A 15,629-nucleotide genomic window follows, 5' to 3' on the forward strand; every position below is an offset into this window, starting at 1 on the left:
TCTACTTCCGTACAACAGATGTTACGGGCACAGTTGAGCTGCCAGAAGGTACAGAAATGGTGATGCCAGGCGACAACCTGAAGTTCAACGTTGAATTGATCGCACCTGTTGCTATGGAAGCCGGCCTGCGCTTTGCGATCCGCGAAGGCGGCCGCACCGTTGGTTCCGGTGTTGTTTCCAAAATCCTCGACTAAATGACCCAACCGGTTCTACCGGATTGTTGGTTGAAAATAAGAACGGCCATCCTGCAGGGTGGCCGTTTTGCGTTGTACACCTATGGATGTGGATGGAGTGTAGCCTTTTGTGGTTTTGTGCCAGTCAGGGCGCCCAATGTGTTCAGGTTTTCTACGGCTTGCTGACGTCGGATATTTTCCCAAGAATTCGTTTACTTAGTCTTTGGCGGAAAGTTTCCCTTGCCACTGTTGGAAACCATGTGTATTGGACGCCAATTCGCATTGCGAATGCCTAAGAAGGCGGGATTCGGTCCCGCCTTTTGGGTTCGACGAGGGCAGTTGGAATGAGCCAGCTGTCGTCCTATCAACTCGTAGCCTGAAAGGGCGAATGATATGCAAAGCCAAAATATCCGTATCCGGCTGAAAGCATTTGACTATCGTGTACTGGATGCCAGCACACAAGAGATCGTCAACACTGCTAAACGTACCGGTGCGCAGGTTCGTGGGCCAATCCCACTGCCGAACCACATCGAGAAATACACTGTTTTGCGTGGCCCACACGTGAACAAGAAATCTCGTGAGCAATTCGAAATTCGTACACACAAGCGGTTGCTTGATATCGTTGACCCGACTCCACAAACAGTAGACGCGCTGATGAAGCTTGATCTTGCTGCTGGTGTGGATGTCGAGATCAAACTTTAAGGGGGCATGAATAATATGTTGCGCTCTGGTATTATCGCAAAGAAGTTGGGCATGACCCGCTTGTTTATGGAAGACGGCAAACAGATTCCTGTAACCGTTCTTCAAATGGAAAACCTGCAAGTTGTTGCACAACGCACAAGTGAACGTGATGGCTATTCCGCCGTTCAGCTTGGTGCTGGTGCTGCAAAAGTAAAACGCACTTCCGCTGCTATGCGTGGGCATTTTGCTGCTGCCAAGGTTGAACCAAAACGGAAAATCGCGGAATTCCGCGTTTCCCCTGACAATCTGATCGAAGTCGGCGAAGAAATCATCGCGGATCATTACTTTGAAGGTCAGTTTGTTGATGTGTCTGGCACGTCCATCGGTAAAGGTTTTGCCGGTGCGATGAAACGTTGGAACTTTGGTGGTCTGCGCGCGACACACGGTGTTTCCGTGTCTCACCGGTCCCACGGTTCCACAGGTCAGTGTCAGGATCCTGGTAAGGTTTTCAAAGGTAAGAAAATGGCTGGTCACATGGGTTCTGCCCGCGTGACGACTCAGAACTTGCAAGTGATCAAAACAGACAGCGAACGCGGTCTGCTGATGATCAAAGGCGCTGTTCCGGGTTCTAAAGGTGGTTGGGTTACTGTTAAAGATGCGGTTAAAAAGCCGTTCCCTGACAGTGCTATCCTGCCAGCTGCGCTGCGTTCTGCCGCTGCTGCCGCTGCCAAAGCTGCTGAAGAAGCCGCTGCCGAAGCTGCCGCTGAAGAAGCTGCAGCCGCAGAAGCTGCTGCTGCCGAGGCTGCTGCCGCTGAAGAAGCTGCTCTGAAAACTGCCGAAGCAGAAATTGCTGCTGACGCTGAGAAGAAGGAAGGCGGAGAATGAAACTCGACGTGATCAAACTGGACGCTGGTTCAGCGGGCTCGGTCGACCTCGACGAGGCGATCTTTGGCCTGGAGCCACGCAAAGACATCCTTCACCGTGTTGTGCGCTACCAACTGGCAAAACGCCAGGCCGGTACACACAAAGTTAAAACACGGTCGGAAGTCAGCTATTCCACCAAAAAGATCTATCGCCAAAAAGGCACGGGTGGCGCACGCCACGGTGCACGCTCGGCGCCGATCTTTCGCGGTGGTGGTGTTTACAAAGGCCCAACGCCTCGTAGCCACGCGCATGATCTGACTAAAAAGTTCCGTAAATTGGGGCTGTGCCACGCACTGTCCGCAAAATACGCAGCTGGCGAGTTGGTTATCATCGACACAGCTGACATGGCGTCTGCAAAAACTGGTGAATTGGCGAAAGCCGTGAAAAACCTCGGTTGGAAGCGCGCTCTGATCGTTGATGGTTCGGAAGTGAATGCAAACTTTGCATTGGCTGCCCGTAACATCGACGGCGTGAATGTTCTGCCAAGCCAAGGTGCCAACGTGTATGACATCCTGAAAAGCGACACTTTGGTTCTGACCAAAGCTGGCGTTGAAGCATTGGAGGCACGGTTGAAATGACAACTAAAGCTGAACTCTACGACGTGATCCGCAAGCCGATCATCACTGAAAAAGCAACAATGGCTTCCGAGCATAACGCTGTTGTTTTCGAAGTAGCGATCGACGCGAACAAACCACAAATTAAAGAGGCTGTTGAAGGTCTGTTTAATGTCAAGGTGAAGGCTGTGAACACATCCATCACCAAAGGCAAGGTTAAGCGCTTCCGCGGTAAACTGGGCACACGCAAAGACGTGAAAAAAGCCTATGTGACCCTTGAAGAAGGTAACACAATCGACGTGTCTACCGGACTTTAAGTCGTCTGAAAAATGTTAGAAAAAGCCCTCGGCGAAAGCTGGGGGCTTTTTTGTATGTGAAACAGCATAACAGGGCGATGTGCGTGCTTTGTTACACGGGCTTTGTGAATCTGTTGCATGGTTGGGCTACTCGGCACCTGATTTCAATTCAGGCCGAGGGGCATCATGTACAATAAACTCGCAACCGAAAATGGCATTTCCGTGCTGCAAACTTTTGATTCCGGCGTTGGTGAGGCTGGCTCTGAGGTTGTTGCCTTTGAGGGCGGCAATGTGTTTGTAACCAACGGCGAAGAAGACAGAATTGATGTCTTTAGCGTTTTAACTGGCGGCAAAATCGGGGCGCTTGACCTGACCGAGATTGACGGGTTTGCAGGGGTGAATTCTGTGGCTGCAAACGGCGGTAACATTGCGGTAGCGATTGAAGTTGATCCGGTTGATGGTGAACCTTCGGCGGGTAAGATTGCGGTTTATGGCATCAACGGGCTAAAGCTTTTGGGTGTGGCCGAAGTTGGCACTTTGCCCGACATGGTGACCTTTAGCAAAGACGGCACCCAGATTTACACTGCGATTGAAGCGGAATTTGATGGGGATCTGGCGACACAGGCCAAAGGGGGCATTTCGGTCCTTGAATTTGTTGACGGTGAACTGGTTGCCCAAACTTATGATTTCACGTCATTTGACGGTATGGAAGACGATCTGCGCGATCTTGGCGTTCGGATTTTTCCGGGCGAAACCGCTTCTGATGATTTTGAGGCAGAATATATCGCGATTGATCCTGCAACAGGCAATCTGTTTGTGACCCTGCAAGAAGCCAATGCTGTTGCCGTGTTTGATGTTCAAGCCCGCGCCTTTACCGATATTCTGCCCCTTGGCACCAAAGATCATTCGCTAACGGGCAATGGCATGGACGCCAATGACGACGATGGTGAAATCAGCATTGTTCCGCAAAACACCCAAGGCTTGTACATGCCTGACGCCATTGCGGTGACATCGTTTAAGGGGGAAACCTATTTCCTGACCGCAAATGAAGGCGATGATCGGGGCGACTGGGATGAAGGCGGCGAAGCTGCGCGTATTGGTGATATTCTGGACGGCGAAGTCACGGGTGTTAGCATCGACGACAGTGTGGATACAACCGGACTAGAGCGGCTGACCATTTCGATCATTGACGGGGACACCGATGGGGACGGCGATATTGACGTTCTGCATTCCTACGGCAGCCGCAGCTTTTCGATCTTTAACGCCAATGGCACGCTTGTTTTTGACAGTGGTGATGATTTCGAACAGTTGATCGCGCAGCACCGTGTGCCAAATGCGTTTAACAATGACGATTTCCCATCTGATGACAGCGGTGTTGTGGATGAAAACCGGTCCGACAACAAAGGACCAGAACCCGAAGCCATCACGGTCGGCTCTTTTGGGGGCAAGGACTTTGCCTTTATCGGTCTGGAGCGGGACAGCGGTATCATGGTGTATGACATCACAAACCCGACCAAGGCGAAGTTTGCCACCTATATCGAGAGCAGTACCAACGGCGATCTTTCCCCCGAAGTGATCCAGTTTGTATCTGCCGCAGACAGTGGCACCGGCAATCCCATGCTGGCGGTGTCTTACGAAGTTTCCGGCACAACGACCATGATTGATCTGGGCGCGCGTGTGGACGGAAAAGGCGACTTCCACAAAGGTGTGGCGAACGGATCATTGTTGGCAGACACAATCAAAGGCCGCGCGAAAGATGATGCGATCAATGGCGGCGCAGGCAATGACACCCTCAAAGGTGGCGCCGGTGACGATGTGCTGACGGGCGGCGTTGGCAATGACAAGCTGAAGGGCGGGGCAGGGGCAGATAGCTTTGTCTTTGATTTCGGTGATGGCGCGGACAAGATTAAATTCTTCACCGAGGAAGATATGATTGATCTTTCGGCCACCGATCTGAAATACCGCCAGCTTGATATCACCGAGGTTTCGGACACGCTGACAAAAGTGGCTTATGGGGACGACTTGATCACCGTCACCCATGATGCAAGTGTTGAGATTGCCAAGGATGACTTCCTGTTCTGAGTATCAGGTGGGGTACCGGATAAGGGGGCGCGGATTGCGCCCTCTTTTGGTGTTGGGTATAACTGGGATCAGTAAACTTCAGGGCTGTGCCAAAGCCCAAAGCAAAGAAAACCCCTTTAACACTTGACCCTTTGGGTGCTCTTTCCTACAAGCCACCATCCGCACCGTCCTAGATTCGTCTGGGGCGTTGTTGTTTTGGGCGTTTAAAATTTGCGCCCCCCTAAATCGGGCACCTTCGGGGGCCTATACACTGGAACCTTCGGGGTCCTTAAATTAAGCAGGTTAGCCCCTGCTTCAAAAAACGGAAGACAGTAAGAATGGCACTTAAGTCGTATAAACCGACGACGCCAGGCCAGCGTGGGCTGGTACTGATCGACCGTTCAGAGTTGTACAAAGGTCGTCCGGTCAAAGCCCTTACACAGGGTTTGACCAAGAATGGCGGTCGGAACAACACTGGGCGGATCACGATGCGTCGCAAAGGCGGTGGGGCGAAACGCCTGTACCGTATCGTTGATTTCAAACGGAACAAAATGGATGTACCGGCCACGGTAATTCGGATCGAATATGACCCGAACCGGACCGCGTTCATCGCACTTATCAAATACGAAGATGGCCAGCAGGCTTACATCATCGCACCACAGCGTTTGGCTGTTGGTGATCAGGTGATCTCTTCGGCAAAGGCTGACGTGAAGCCGGGCAACACAATGCCGTTCACAGGTCTGCCTATCGGGACAATCATTCACAACATCGAACTGAAACCAGGCAAAGGTGGCCAGGTTGCACGTGCCGCTGGTACTTATGCTCAGTTCGTTGGTCGTGACGGGTCCTACGCACAGATCCGCCTGTCCTCGGGCGAGCTGCGCATCGTTCGTCAAGAATGCCTGGCAACTGTTGGTGCGGTTTCTAACCCTGACAACAGCAACCAGAACTTCGGTAAAGCGGGCCGCAACCGTCACAAAGGCATCCGCCCGAGTGTTCGTGGTGTGGTTATGAACCCTGTCGATCACCCGCATGGTGGTGGTGAGGGTCGTACATCCGGTGGTCGTCACCCTGTTTCGCCTTGGGGTAAACCAACTAAGGGTGCACGCACTCGTTCAAACAAGACTACGGATAAATTCATTATCCGGTCCCGTCACGCCAAGAAGAAGGGTCGTTAATAGATGCCTCGTTCAATATGGAAGGGCCCTTTCGTCGATGCTTATGTGCTTAAGAAAGCAGAAAAGACTCGGGAATCCGGCCGCAAAGAAGTTATCAAAATCTGGTCTCGTCGTTCGACGATTCTGCCACAGTTCGTGGGTCTGACTTTTGGCGTTTACAACGGCAAAAAGCACATCCCCGTCAACGTGTCCGAAGACATGATCGGCCAGAAGTTCGGTGAATACTCCCCAACGCGCACATACTATGGGCACGCTGCGGACAAAAAAGCGAAACGGAAATAAGCCATGGGAAAGTCTAAAAATCCCCGTCGCGTAGAAGAGAACGAAGCGTATGCCGTTTCTCGTATGCTGAAAACCAGCCCGCAAAAGCTGAACCTTGTGGCGCAATTGATCCGCAACAAACCAGTTGAAAAAGCCCTGGCCGACCTGACGTTTTCCAAAAAACGTATCGCTGCTGATGTTCGCAAGACACTGCAATCCGCGATTGCGAATGCTGAAAACAACCACGGTCTGGATGTGGATGAACTGGTTGTCGCCGAAGCTTATGTTGGCAAAAACCTTGTCATGAAACGTGGACGTCCTCGGGCACGTGGTCGGTATGGCCGCATCCTGAAGCCTTTCGCACAAGTTACAATTCTGGTGCGTCAGCCAGCAGAGGAGCAAGCATAATGGGTCAAAAGATCAATCCAATTGGCTTCCGTCTGCAAGTCAACCGCACATGGGACAGCCGCTGGTACGCCAACAAGCGTGAATACGGCGATCTGTTGCATGAAGACCTGAAGATCCGCGAATTCATCAAGAAAGAATGCGCGCAAGCAGGTATCGCTCGTGTGATCATCGAACGTCCGCACAAAAAATGCCGCGTGACAATCCATTCGGCACGTCCGGGTGTGATCATCGGTAAAAAAGGCGCTGACATCGAAACACTGCGCAAGAAGCTGGCAAATCTGACAGATTCCGAATTGCACCTCAACATTGTTGAAGTTCGCAAGCCGGAACTGGACGCACAGCTGGTTGCTGAATCTGTTGCACAACAACTGGAACGCCGGGTGTCTTTCCGTCGCGCCATGAAGCGTGCTGTACAGAACGCAATGCGCATGGGTGCTCTTGGTATTCGTATCAACTGTGCCGGTCGTCTTGGTGGTGCTGAAATCGCGCGGACTGAATGGTATCGTGAAGGTCGCGTTCCGTTGCACACATTGCGCGCGGATATCGATTATGCACGGGCCGAAGGTCTGACTGCATATGGTATCATCGGTATCAAAGTGATGATTTTCAAAGGCGAGATCATGGAACATGATCCATCCGCACGCGAACGTCGTCAGGCTGAAATGCAAGAAGGCGGACCATCGCGTCCACCTCGTCGCTAAGGAGAAGATAGATGCTATCACCAAAGCGTACCAAATTCCGCAAGGCGTTTAAGGGCCGTATCCACGGTCTGGCCAAGGGCGGTTCCGATCTGAACTTTGGGTCATATGGTCTGAAAACCATCGAGCCTGAGCGTATCACTGCCCGTCAAATCGAAGCGGCTCGCCGCGCGATGACACGGCACATGAAACGTCAGGGCCGTGTTTGGATCCGGATTTTCCCCGATCTGCCAGTAACCAAAAAACCAACCGAGGTTCGGATGGGTAAAGGTAAAGGTTCTGTTGAATTTTGGGCAGCCAAAGTTAAACCAGGCCGTATCATGTTTGAAATCGACGGTGTTACCGATGCTGTTGCCCGTGAGGCCCTGCGCCTTGCTGCAATGAAGCTGCCGGTTAAAACCCGCGTCGTTCAACGCGAAGACTGGTAAGTGGTGTCGGGCTGAAGCCCGACCTACAACACAAATTTTGGACCCTCGGCTGCAAAGTCGGGGGTCTTTTCTATTTCTGTCAGGGTGTTTTGAATAAGGCTGGTTGACGGGCGCGTGGGAACACAGCGGCCGTTCGATTTTACGAAGGCTTAATCAGTCTTAGTGCAGACGGGCGTGGACGATGTAGCCGACGATCTGTTCTTCGCCGAGTGCCCGCATGGCTTCGACGCGGTGATATCCCTCGATCAGAACATAGCCGCCGGTTTTCCCTTCGCGCACACGCACGGGGGTGGTCTGGCCGTTTTCTAATATGTCCTCGGCAAGCGCCTCGACCTTGGCGGGTTCAAGGGTTTTTTTGCGTTTGACCGGAATGCGGATGTCGGCGATTGCGAATGTTTCTTTGACTGGCATGGGGCGACTGTGCGCTTGATCTGCGGGCTTGGCCAGCAGTAGTTTTACCGAGCTGTTAAATTTGTCGTGTTGGCCGCCGTGATAGCATCGGCTATGCACGGGACATGAGCCAGATTGATTCCCTCTTTGTGACCCGCCTGTACCGTGCGCAATTGTCTGAACAAGGCGCGCCGATTGATGCCGATGAGCTGGAGGCAACCTGCCTGTCCATCGCCGATGACGACGAGGCTGGGCAGGAATGGTGCGAGGAAAACGACTTTCCGGGGTATACCAGCTACGCCAGTCTGGATGATTTGCCGTGGCGTTTTCCGATCTTTAAGGATTTGGTCAACGTGCTGGACGCCCACGTGGCTGCCTTTGCCGAAGATCTGGCGTTTGATCTGGACGGGCGGGCGCTTAAGCTCGACAGCTTGTGGATCAATATCCTGCCGACGGGCGGCATACACACCTCGCATATTCACCCCCATTCGGTGATCAGCGGCACCACTTATGTGGCCATGCCGTCCGATGCCAGTGCGATCAAATTCGAAGACCCCCGTCTGGCTATGATGATGGCCGCGCCGACGCGCAAGAAAGATGCCGGGTCCGGTTTGAAAACGTTCCATTACGTGGCGCCGAAAGTGTCTGATGTGTTGTTGTGGGAAAGCTGGCTACGTCATGAGGTTCCTATGAACATGTCCGACGAAGAGCGGATTTCGGTCAGCTTTAACTATGCGTTAATCGAAAAGCCTTAGACGGAAATGTGACCGTGTCCTCTCTCGACAGGCTGGCATTGCGTTGGTAGCGTGCCGCAAATGACTTCAAGATCCGAGGGCAGTGCAATTTTTACCCGTCGTTCTATCGTTCTACCGCTTCTATTCACCTTAATACTGGCCGCTTGCGGGGGCTCTGGTCCTGATCGCATGCCGCCGGTGCAGCAATCCGATATTGCAAAGCTGGAAGCCCGAATTCTGGCTCTTGGTCCCGAGGTTGATCCGGCCGAGGCGGCGCGGGCAGCCACGATCGCCTTTAACTATCCGCGTCAGTTGGCGGTGGAATATGGCATCACCGACCCGCCGTTGATCCACAACACCAAGGTGAATGCAGGCAGACGCCCCCGTGGGCTGTGCTGGCATTGGGCCGAAGATATGGAAAACCGCTTGGCGGCTGAACATTTCCAAACACTTGATCTGCACCGCGCTATTGCCAATTCTGATGTGGCGTTCCGGATTGACCATTCCACGGTTTTGATCGGCGTCAAAGGCGGCACCATGCGCGATGCGATTATCCTTGATCCTTGGCGGTTTGGCGGGCTGTTGTATTGGGGAACGGTTGCGGGCGACACGAAATACAAGTGGCTGCCCCAGACGGATGTGCTGGAACGCCGCGCGTTAGAGCGGGCGAACGGGTAGGGGCCAGTTGACGGTTTTACCCCGCCCTTGTGTGAAAATCTAACTGTGATGTTGGGTGCGTCGGGGAAGCGGCCAGCGCCCGTGCCTCCGTCAATGCGGTTTAGGTCTTCGATACCGGCCAGATCAACCAGATCATCGCCGTCTGTGCCCGTTAGCGTTCCGCCTTCTGGGATTGGCTGATCGTTTGGTCCAGTATTGCCAACCCGGATTGAATAGTCGGTGCAGTCGCGCGCGGTAAGCATCAAAACCACTCCTAGTAACAGTAAAGCACCCTATAACATGATAAAGACCGTGTAAAAACCAACTGTCGGTTGGGTCGTGAAATGCAAAAAACTTTCACCTGCACGGGTGCATGCCGCGAGGCGCCCGGCACAAAGAAAGTGCTGTGTTTATTGAAACAAAGGTTAATCACTGGGCTTTTAAGGGATAAACGGATCACGGTTTTAGACGTATTCATAGGTGGCGCCACACATTTGAAACAGCGTCTGGAGCAGGAGCGCCCCGCCCGCACTGTGCCACTGCATTTAAAAGGCTTGCCACGTCCCCGTATCCCGCCTATAGAGCGCGTTCATCATCCACTCCATTGGAATCAGGGTGACGCTTTTTGCAGCGGCCTTCCAATGATGTTGAAAAAAAGGAAATGGCTATGGATGCCAACGAACTTCGGGGAAAATCCCCGGACGAACTGCGTACTGCACTCGTCGAACTTAAAAAAGAAGCGTTCAACCTGCGATTCCAAGCGGCGACAAGCCAGCTGGAAAACACTGCACGTGTACGCGTGGTCCGCCGCTCTGTTGCGCGCGTGAACACAATTCTGAACGAAAAAGCTGCGCAAGCAGCGGCTGAATAAGGGAGGTATGAACAATGCCTAAACGTATCCTCTCTGGAACTGTGACCAGCGATCAAAACACACAAACAGTGACTGTTTCTGTTGAACGTCGTTTCACACATCCGGTTCTGAAAAAGACCATCCGTAAGTCCAAAAAATACCGGGCTCACGATGCGAACGAGCAATTCAAAGTTGGTGACAAAGTCCGGATTCAGGAATGCGCGCCAATTTCGAAGACCAAACGCTGGGAAGTTCTGTCAGACGCCTCTTGAGGCCCTGCTGAAACCATCAGTTAATCGAAACCCTGGGGCCTAGACTGCATTTAGGTCCCCAAAGGTCGGAGTATCTACCATGATCCAGATGCAGACCAATCTTGAAGTGGCTGACAACAGCGGTGCTCGCCGTGTTCAGTGCATTAAGGTTCTGGGCGGTTCCAAACGGAAGTACGCTTCCGTTGGCGACATTATTGTTGTTTCTGTGAAAGAAGCCATTCCACGCGGTCGCGTGAAAAAAGGCGACGTTCGCAAAGCAGTGGTTGTGCGCACCGCTAAAGAAGTCCGTCGTGAAGACGGCACAGCAATCCGCTTTGACAGCAATGCTGCAGTTATCCTGAACAATGCGGGTGAGCCAGTTGGCACACGTATCTTCGGCCCAGTGGTTCGCGAGCTTCGCTCCAAGAACTTCATGAAGATCATCTCGCTTGCGCCGGAGGTGCTGTAATGGCTGCTAAACTGCGCAAAGGTGACAAAGTCATCGTTCTGACCGGTAAGGACAAAGGGAAAGAAGGCGAAATTTCGTCTGTAAACCCGACCACCGGTAAGGCTATCATTTCTGGTGTGAACGTGGCGATCCGTCACAAAGCCCAGACACAAAACTCTCAGGGTGGTCGCGTACCAACCGAGATGCCGATCCAACTGAGCAATCTTGCTTTGATCGATCCTAAAGATGGCGGCCCGACACGGGTTGGCTTCAAAATGGACGGTGATAAAAAAGTTCGTTTTGCCAAAAAATCGGGAGAAGTGATCAATGACTGATTATACTCCACGCCTGAAGGCTGCGTATCGGGAAACCATCCGCGCCGCCATGAAAGAAGAGTTCGGTTATAAGAACGACATGCAAATTCCCAAGCTTCAGAAAATCGTTCTGAACATGGGCGTTGGCGAAGCCGTTAACGACTCTAAGAAAATCCGCTCTGCTGTTGAGGACATGGCTGCAATTGCCGGTCAACAACCAGTGATCACCAAAGCAAAGAAATCCATCGCTGGTTTCCGCGTTCGTGAAGACATGCCTTTGGGTGTGAAAGTTACGTTGCGTGGCGATCAGATGTATGAATTCCTTGATCGCCTGATCACGGTTGCATTGCCTCGCGTTCGCGACTTTCGCGGCGTTTCGGCCAAGAGCTTTGACGGTCGTGGCAACTATGCCATGGGCCTGAAAGAGCACATCGTGTTCCCAGAAATCGACTACGACAAAGTAGACGTGATGTGGGGCATGGACATCGCATTCAACACGAATGCGGACACAGACGCGGAAGCGAAAAGCCTTTTGAAGCACTTCAACGTGCCTTTCACAAGCTAATCGCGGACAGGAGAAAACATCATGGCTAAATCTGCAATGATCCAACGCGAAGTGAAGCGTCAGGCGCTGGTGGCTAAATATGCTGCCAAACGTGCCGCGCTGAAAGAAATCGCGACAAACATGGATCTTCCTATGGAAGAGCGTTTCAAGGCCCGCCTGAAATTGGCGGAACTTCCTCGCAATTCCTCTGCCACACGTCTGCACAACCGGTGCCAAGTAACCGGTCGTCCTAAGGCGTATTATCGTAAACTGAAAATGTCCCGGATCGCGTTGCGCCAATTGGCGTCTGACGGTCAGATCCCTGGCATGGTCAAATCGAGCTGGTAAGGAGAAGTACATATGAACGATCCTATCGGTGATATGCTCACACGTATTCGCAACGCTCAACTGCGCGGCAAATCCACAGTGAAAACACCTGCTTCCAAACTGCGTGGCTGGGTTCTGGATGTTCTCCAGAGCGAAGGTTACATTCGCGGCTATGAAGCTGGCACAGGCGCTAACGGTCACCCAGAGTTGGAGATTTCTTTGAAATACTTCGACGGTGTGCCCGTGATCAAAGAACTGAAGCGGGTTTCGACCCCTGGCCGTCGCGTTTATTCAAACGTGAAGGACATTCCTTCGGTTCGTCAAGGTCTTGGCGTTTCAATTGTATCGACATCCAAGGGTGTTATGTCAGACGCACAAGCGCGCGCAGCCAATATCGGCGGCGAAGTCTTGTGCACAATCTTCTAAGGAGTTTGGTATGTCTCGAATTGGTAAAAAACCGGTCGAGCTGCCCAGCGGCGTAACTGCCTCTGTGTCCGGCCAGACCGTAGAAGTAAAAGGCCCTAAAGGTACACGTACCTTCAAGGCTACAGATGATGTAACGCTTACAGTTGGTGATGACGGTGTGTCGATCAAACCTCGTGGCACGTCCAAACGGGCGCGTCAGCAATGGGGTATGAGCCGCACACAGATCGCAAACCTGGTAACCGGCGTGACGACTGGCTTTAAGAAAGAGCTGGAAATCAACGGTGTTGGTTATCGTGCGTCCATGCAGGGCACTGTCCTGAAATTGGCGCTGGGTCTGTCGCATGACGTTGAATACCAAGTGCCGGAAGGCATTACGGTAACTGCACCCAAGCCGACTGAAATCATTGTTGAAGGTATCGACCAGCAAGTTGTTGGTCAGGTTGCTGCAAACATTCGTCAGTACCGCAAGCCAGAGCCTTACAAAGGCAAGGGCATTAAGTACAAAGACGAATATATCTTCCGCAAAGAAGGTAAGAAGAAGTAAGGAGCGCATAAGATGGCTATTAGCAAGAGAACTCTGTTCCTTAAGCGCCGTATGCGCAACCGGAGCAAAATGCGGAAGGTGGCTGCTGGCCGCCCCCGCTTGAGCGTACACCGCTCGTCCAAGAACATCAGCGTTCAATTGATTGATGATGTGAATGGCGTAACCCTAGCATCTGCTTCCTCTTTGGAAAAAGATCTGGGTATCGTTGGCAAGAACAACGTCGAAGCATCCGCCAAAGTTGGCGCGCTGTTGGCGGAACGTGCGAAAAAAGCCGGTGTTGACACCTGTTATTTCGACCGTGGCGGTTTCTTGTTCCACGGTAAAGTTAAAGCGCTTGCAGACGCAGCCCGTGAGGGCGGTCTTAAGTTCTAAGATCTGTAGGTGGGCTTTATGCCCACCTCGATGATCCAGGGGGCGGCGGTGTCGTCCCACTAGGATTGGAATATTTGGGGAATTCCCCACACTATCTAGGAGGCCAATGATGGCTAGAGATGACAATCGCCGGGGTCGCGATCGCGACGAAAACCCGGAATTTCAGGATCGCCTTGTTGCGATCAACCGCGTATCCAAAACAGTAAAAGGCGGTAAACGCTTTGGTTTTGCTGCGCTGGTCGTTGTTGGCGACCAAAAAGGTCGCGTCGGTTTTGGTAAAGGTAAAGCCAAAGAAGTCCCCGAAGCGATCCGTAAGGCTACCGAAGCTGCGAAACGCAAAATGATCCGCGTTCCGCTGCGTGAAGGCCGTACATTGCACCACGACATGGAAGGCCGTCATGGCGCTGGTAAAGTTGTGATGCGCTCTGCACCACAAGGTACTGGTATCATCGCCGGTGGTCCTATGCGTGCTGTGTTCGAAATGTTGGGTGTTCAGGACGTTGTGTCCAAATCCATCGGTTCGGCCAACCCGTACAACATGATCCGTGCAACTATGGACGGTCTGGGTAAAGAATCCAGCCCGCGCAATGTTGCACAACGTCGTGGCAAGAAAGTTTCTGACATTCTGCCAAAAACTGACGCTCCTGCGGATGCACCTGCAGACGCCGAAGCTGCGGAGGCTTAAGTTCAATGGCTAAAACAATCGTTGTAAAACAGATCGGCTCCCCGATCCGTCGCCCCGAAAAACAGCGTCAAACGCTGATCGGTCTGGGCCTGAACAAAATGCACAAAACCCGTGAGCTGGAAGATACACCTGCTGTGCGCGGTATGGTTGCTAAGGTGTCTCACATGGTAGAGATCATCGAAGAAAAAGGTTGAGTGGTGTCGGGGTAAACCCCGACCTACGGCTTGAGATTAACGCCTCCGCTTTGCGGGGGCGTTTTTTTATTGTAGTGGTAAGAAATGGCAGTTCAACGAATAATCCTTCTAAAATTCCCTGAAAATACGACGTCATCACAGCGCCATAAGGTTCGAAACTTTGCAGAAGATTTGTATTCTGAGATTGAAGTTAATGGCGTGGCTGAAATGGGTGGGATGGAAGCGGCGGACACAATTTGCGGCATAGGTGGTTGTGAGCTGAGGGTTAGCGTGGCGAAAAGCAAGGACATCGCCACCGTGCGTAAGGTCGTGATGAAGTTGCTTGCCGATCACTATTTGGATGAAAATTGTACTGTTGAGTATAGTTAGAAATTCGGCCGTTCCGCTTGCGGGACGGCCTGCGCCGACCTCCCCCATGGGAGGCGTAAACGCCCCCCGAGGTCTGCGAAGGCCTGTCGTTTTGGCACGCCCTTCACGTATATTCCATTTACCCAATCCAAACCCTTGCCACACATCCCTTTCCCCTCTAAACACCCGCAATCTGGGCTCCGTCCCAGAATCACATCGTAACGCCGTGTTTGCCCTTTCGTCGCTGATCGGGGGTAGTTCCGGCAAAAGGAGATAGCGACATGAAACTGAATCAACTTTCAGACAACCCGGGCGCAACCAAAAAACGCAAGCGTATTGGTCGTGGTCCTGGTTCCGGCACCGGTAAAATGGGTGGCCGTGGTATCAAAGGTCAAAAATCCCGTTCGGGTGTGGCTATTGGTGGCTACGAAGGCGGTCAGATGCCTTTGTACCAGCGTCTGCCAAAGCGTGGCTTTAACAACATCAACACAAAAACACATGCTGTTGTGAACCTTGGCCTGCTGCAAAAATTCATCGACGAAAAGAAAATCGACGCGTCTGCGCCGATCACTGAAACCGTGCTGGTTGAATCCGGTCTGGTTCGTCGTGTTAAAGACGGCGTTCGTGTTCTGAACAAAGGCGCGATCACTTCTAAAATCGACCTGACAGTCACAGGTGCATCCCGCACCGCCGTAGAGGCCGTAGAGGCCGCTGGTGGCAAGCTGACAGTCACCAAGCCAGCAAAAGTAGCTGCTGACGCCTAAAGCGTTTCAACTTGATTCTGAAGCGCTGGGAACACTGGCGTTTCAAATTAAAGTTAAAACCCTTGAATTGGGCTTGTGAGCGGTGGACCTGCCGCTTACATAACTCACGATCAAGTTTT

Annotated in this window: 26 protein-coding genes and 1 pseudogene; 26 read left to right on the forward strand and 1 reads right to left on the reverse strand. The window is 52.4% G+C overall.

From position 1 onward, the window contains the following. From tuf to rplP, 11 genes and pseudogenes are all read left to right on the forward strand, one after another. Positions 1-194 (forward strand): annotated as a pseudogene (tuf, locus tag GGE09_RS20410) (elongation factor Tu); the annotation flags it as partial. 372 nt (positions 195-566) lie between these two features. Continuing rightward, complete coding sequence (gene rpsJ, locus GGE09_RS20415) at positions 567-875, forward strand: 30S ribosomal protein S10 (protein WP_069301434.1); 309 nt, start codon at positions 567-569, stop codon at positions 873-875. Between the two features lie 15 nt (positions 876-890). Further along, on the forward strand, positions 891-1,739 hold the full coding sequence (gene rplC / locus GGE09_RS20420; RefSeq protein WP_309748118.1) for a 50S ribosomal protein L3: 849 nt from the start codon (positions 891-893) through the stop codon (positions 1,737-1,739). After that, positions 1,736-2,356 (forward strand): 50S ribosomal protein L4, encoded by a 621-nt coding sequence (gene rplD / locus GGE09_RS20425; protein ID WP_309747999.1) that lies wholly within the window; start codon positions 1,736-1,738, stop codon positions 2,354-2,356. The genes rplC and rplD overlap by 4 nt, the downstream gene beginning before the upstream one ends. After that, a complete protein-coding gene (locus tag GGE09_RS20430; RefSeq protein ID WP_309748000.1) occupies positions 2,353-2,649 on the forward strand; it encodes a 50S ribosomal protein L23 in 297 nt (98 codons plus the stop codon). The genes rplD and GGE09_RS20430 overlap by 4 nt, the downstream gene beginning before the upstream one ends. A 165-nt stretch (positions 2,650-2,814) precedes the next feature. Next, positions 2,815-4,710: a choice-of-anchor I family protein gene (locus GGE09_RS20435; RefSeq protein ID WP_309748001.1), complete on the forward strand. Its 1,896-nt coding sequence runs from the start codon at positions 2,815-2,817 to the stop codon at positions 4,708-4,710. A gap of 317 nt (positions 4,711-5,027) precedes the next feature. Next, positions 5,028-5,867 (forward strand): 50S ribosomal protein L2, encoded by an 840-nt coding sequence (gene rplB, locus GGE09_RS20440; protein WP_309748002.1) that lies wholly within the window; start codon positions 5,028-5,030, stop codon positions 5,865-5,867. Between the two features lie 3 nt (positions 5,868-5,870). After that, positions 5,871-6,149, forward strand: a complete 279-nt coding sequence (rpsS, locus tag GGE09_RS20445) for a 30S ribosomal protein S19 (protein ID WP_309748003.1) — start codon at positions 5,871-5,873, stop codon at positions 6,147-6,149. A 3-nt stretch (positions 6,150-6,152) separates the two neighbouring features. After that, positions 6,153-6,536, forward strand: a complete 384-nt coding sequence (rplV, locus tag GGE09_RS20450; RefSeq protein WP_309748004.1) for a 50S ribosomal protein L22 — start codon at positions 6,153-6,155, stop codon at positions 6,534-6,536. After that, entirely contained in the window at positions 6,536-7,237 is a 702-nt protein-coding gene (gene rpsC, locus GGE09_RS20455; protein ID WP_309748005.1) for a 30S ribosomal protein S3, read from the forward strand. The genes rplV and rpsC overlap by 1 nt, the downstream gene beginning before the upstream one ends. Before the next feature lie 11 nt (positions 7,238-7,248). Then, positions 7,249-7,662 (forward strand): 50S ribosomal protein L16, encoded by a 414-nt coding sequence (rplP, locus tag GGE09_RS20460; protein ID WP_309748006.1) that lies wholly within the window; start codon positions 7,249-7,251, stop codon positions 7,660-7,662. A 159-nt stretch (positions 7,663-7,821) separates the two neighbouring features. Here rplP and GGE09_RS20465 read toward each other — a convergent pair whose 3' ends face one another. Next, entirely contained in the window at positions 7,822-8,073 is a 252-nt protein-coding gene (locus GGE09_RS20465) for a ParB N-terminal domain-containing protein (protein ID WP_309748007.1), read from the reverse strand. Positions 8,074-8,177: 104 nt separating this feature from the next. Here GGE09_RS20465 and GGE09_RS20470 point away from each other — a divergent pair, with 104 nt between their 5' ends. The 15 genes from GGE09_RS20470 (at position 8,178) to rplO (ending at position 15,510) form a co-directional block, all read left to right on the forward strand. Then, a complete protein-coding gene (locus GGE09_RS20470) occupies positions 8,178-8,807 on the forward strand; it encodes a 2OG-Fe(II) oxygenase family protein (RefSeq protein WP_309748008.1) in 630 nt (209 codons plus the stop codon). 60 nt (positions 8,808-8,867) lie between these two features. Continuing rightward, complete coding sequence (locus GGE09_RS20475; RefSeq protein WP_309748009.1) at positions 8,868-9,464, forward strand: hypothetical protein; 597 nt, start codon at positions 8,868-8,870, stop codon at positions 9,462-9,464. A 646-nt stretch (positions 9,465-10,110) separates the two neighbouring features. After that, complete coding sequence (gene rpmC / locus GGE09_RS20480; protein WP_309748010.1) at positions 10,111-10,314, forward strand: 50S ribosomal protein L29; 204 nt, start codon at positions 10,111-10,113, stop codon at positions 10,312-10,314. A gap of 14 nt (positions 10,315-10,328) precedes the next feature. Next, positions 10,329-10,565, forward strand: coding sequence for a 30S ribosomal protein S17 (gene rpsQ / locus GGE09_RS20485; RefSeq protein WP_309748011.1), 237 nt, complete (start codon positions 10,329-10,331; stop codon positions 10,563-10,565). Positions 10,566-10,644: 79 nt separating this feature from the next. Beyond that, positions 10,645-11,013 carry a 50S ribosomal protein L14 gene (rplN, locus tag GGE09_RS20490; protein WP_309748012.1) on the forward strand — a complete coding sequence of 123 codons (369 nt, stop codon included), beginning with the start codon at positions 10,645-10,647 and terminating at the stop codon, positions 11,011-11,013. Continuing rightward, complete coding sequence (rplX, locus tag GGE09_RS20495; protein WP_309748013.1) at positions 11,013-11,327, forward strand: 50S ribosomal protein L24; 315 nt, start codon at positions 11,013-11,015, stop codon at positions 11,325-11,327. Before rplN ends, rplX begins: the two co-directional genes overlap by 1 nt. Beyond that, a complete protein-coding gene (gene rplE / locus GGE09_RS20500) occupies positions 11,320-11,871 on the forward strand; it encodes a 50S ribosomal protein L5 (RefSeq protein ID WP_309748014.1) in 552 nt (183 codons plus the stop codon). Before rplX ends, rplE begins: the two co-directional genes overlap by 8 nt. 21 nt (positions 11,872-11,892) lie before the next feature. Continuing rightward, a complete protein-coding gene (gene rpsN, locus GGE09_RS20505; RefSeq protein ID WP_309748015.1) occupies positions 11,893-12,198 on the forward strand; it encodes a 30S ribosomal protein S14 in 306 nt (101 codons plus the stop codon). Between the two features lie 12 nt (positions 12,199-12,210). Continuing rightward, a complete protein-coding gene (rpsH, locus tag GGE09_RS20510) occupies positions 12,211-12,603 on the forward strand; it encodes a 30S ribosomal protein S8 (RefSeq protein WP_309748016.1) in 393 nt (130 codons plus the stop codon). Between the two features lie 10 nt (positions 12,604-12,613). Continuing rightward, on the forward strand, positions 12,614-13,147 hold the full coding sequence (rplF, locus tag GGE09_RS20515; protein ID WP_309748017.1) for a 50S ribosomal protein L6: 534 nt from the start codon (positions 12,614-12,616) through the stop codon (positions 13,145-13,147). 12 nt (positions 13,148-13,159) lie between these two features. Beyond that, positions 13,160-13,519, forward strand: coding sequence for a 50S ribosomal protein L18 (gene rplR, locus GGE09_RS20520; RefSeq protein ID WP_309748018.1), 360 nt, complete (start codon positions 13,160-13,162; stop codon positions 13,517-13,519). Positions 13,520-13,628: 109 nt separating this feature from the next. Beyond that, a complete protein-coding gene (rpsE, locus tag GGE09_RS20525; RefSeq protein WP_309748019.1) occupies positions 13,629-14,204 on the forward strand; it encodes a 30S ribosomal protein S5 in 576 nt (191 codons plus the stop codon). Between the two features lie 5 nt (positions 14,205-14,209). Continuing rightward, the gene (rpmD, locus tag GGE09_RS20530; protein ID WP_309748020.1) at positions 14,210-14,398 is read left to right on the forward strand and encodes a 50S ribosomal protein L30; all 189 of its coding nucleotides are present in this window, start codon (positions 14,210-14,212) and stop codon (positions 14,396-14,398) included. An 84-nt stretch (positions 14,399-14,482) separates the two neighbouring features. Next, complete coding sequence (locus GGE09_RS20535; protein ID WP_309748021.1) at positions 14,483-14,767, forward strand: hypothetical protein; 285 nt, start codon at positions 14,483-14,485, stop codon at positions 14,765-14,767. A gap of 260 nt (positions 14,768-15,027) precedes the next feature. Next, the gene (gene rplO / locus GGE09_RS20540; protein ID WP_309748022.1) at positions 15,028-15,510 is read left to right on the forward strand and encodes a 50S ribosomal protein L15; all 483 of its coding nucleotides are present in this window, start codon (positions 15,028-15,030) and stop codon (positions 15,508-15,510) included. Positions 15,511-15,629: the final 119 nt, after the last annotated feature.

The organism is Roseobacter sp. N2S, from assembly GCF_031454055.1.
GTDB lineage: Bacteria > Pseudomonadota > Alphaproteobacteria > Rhodobacterales > Rhodobacteraceae > Amylibacter.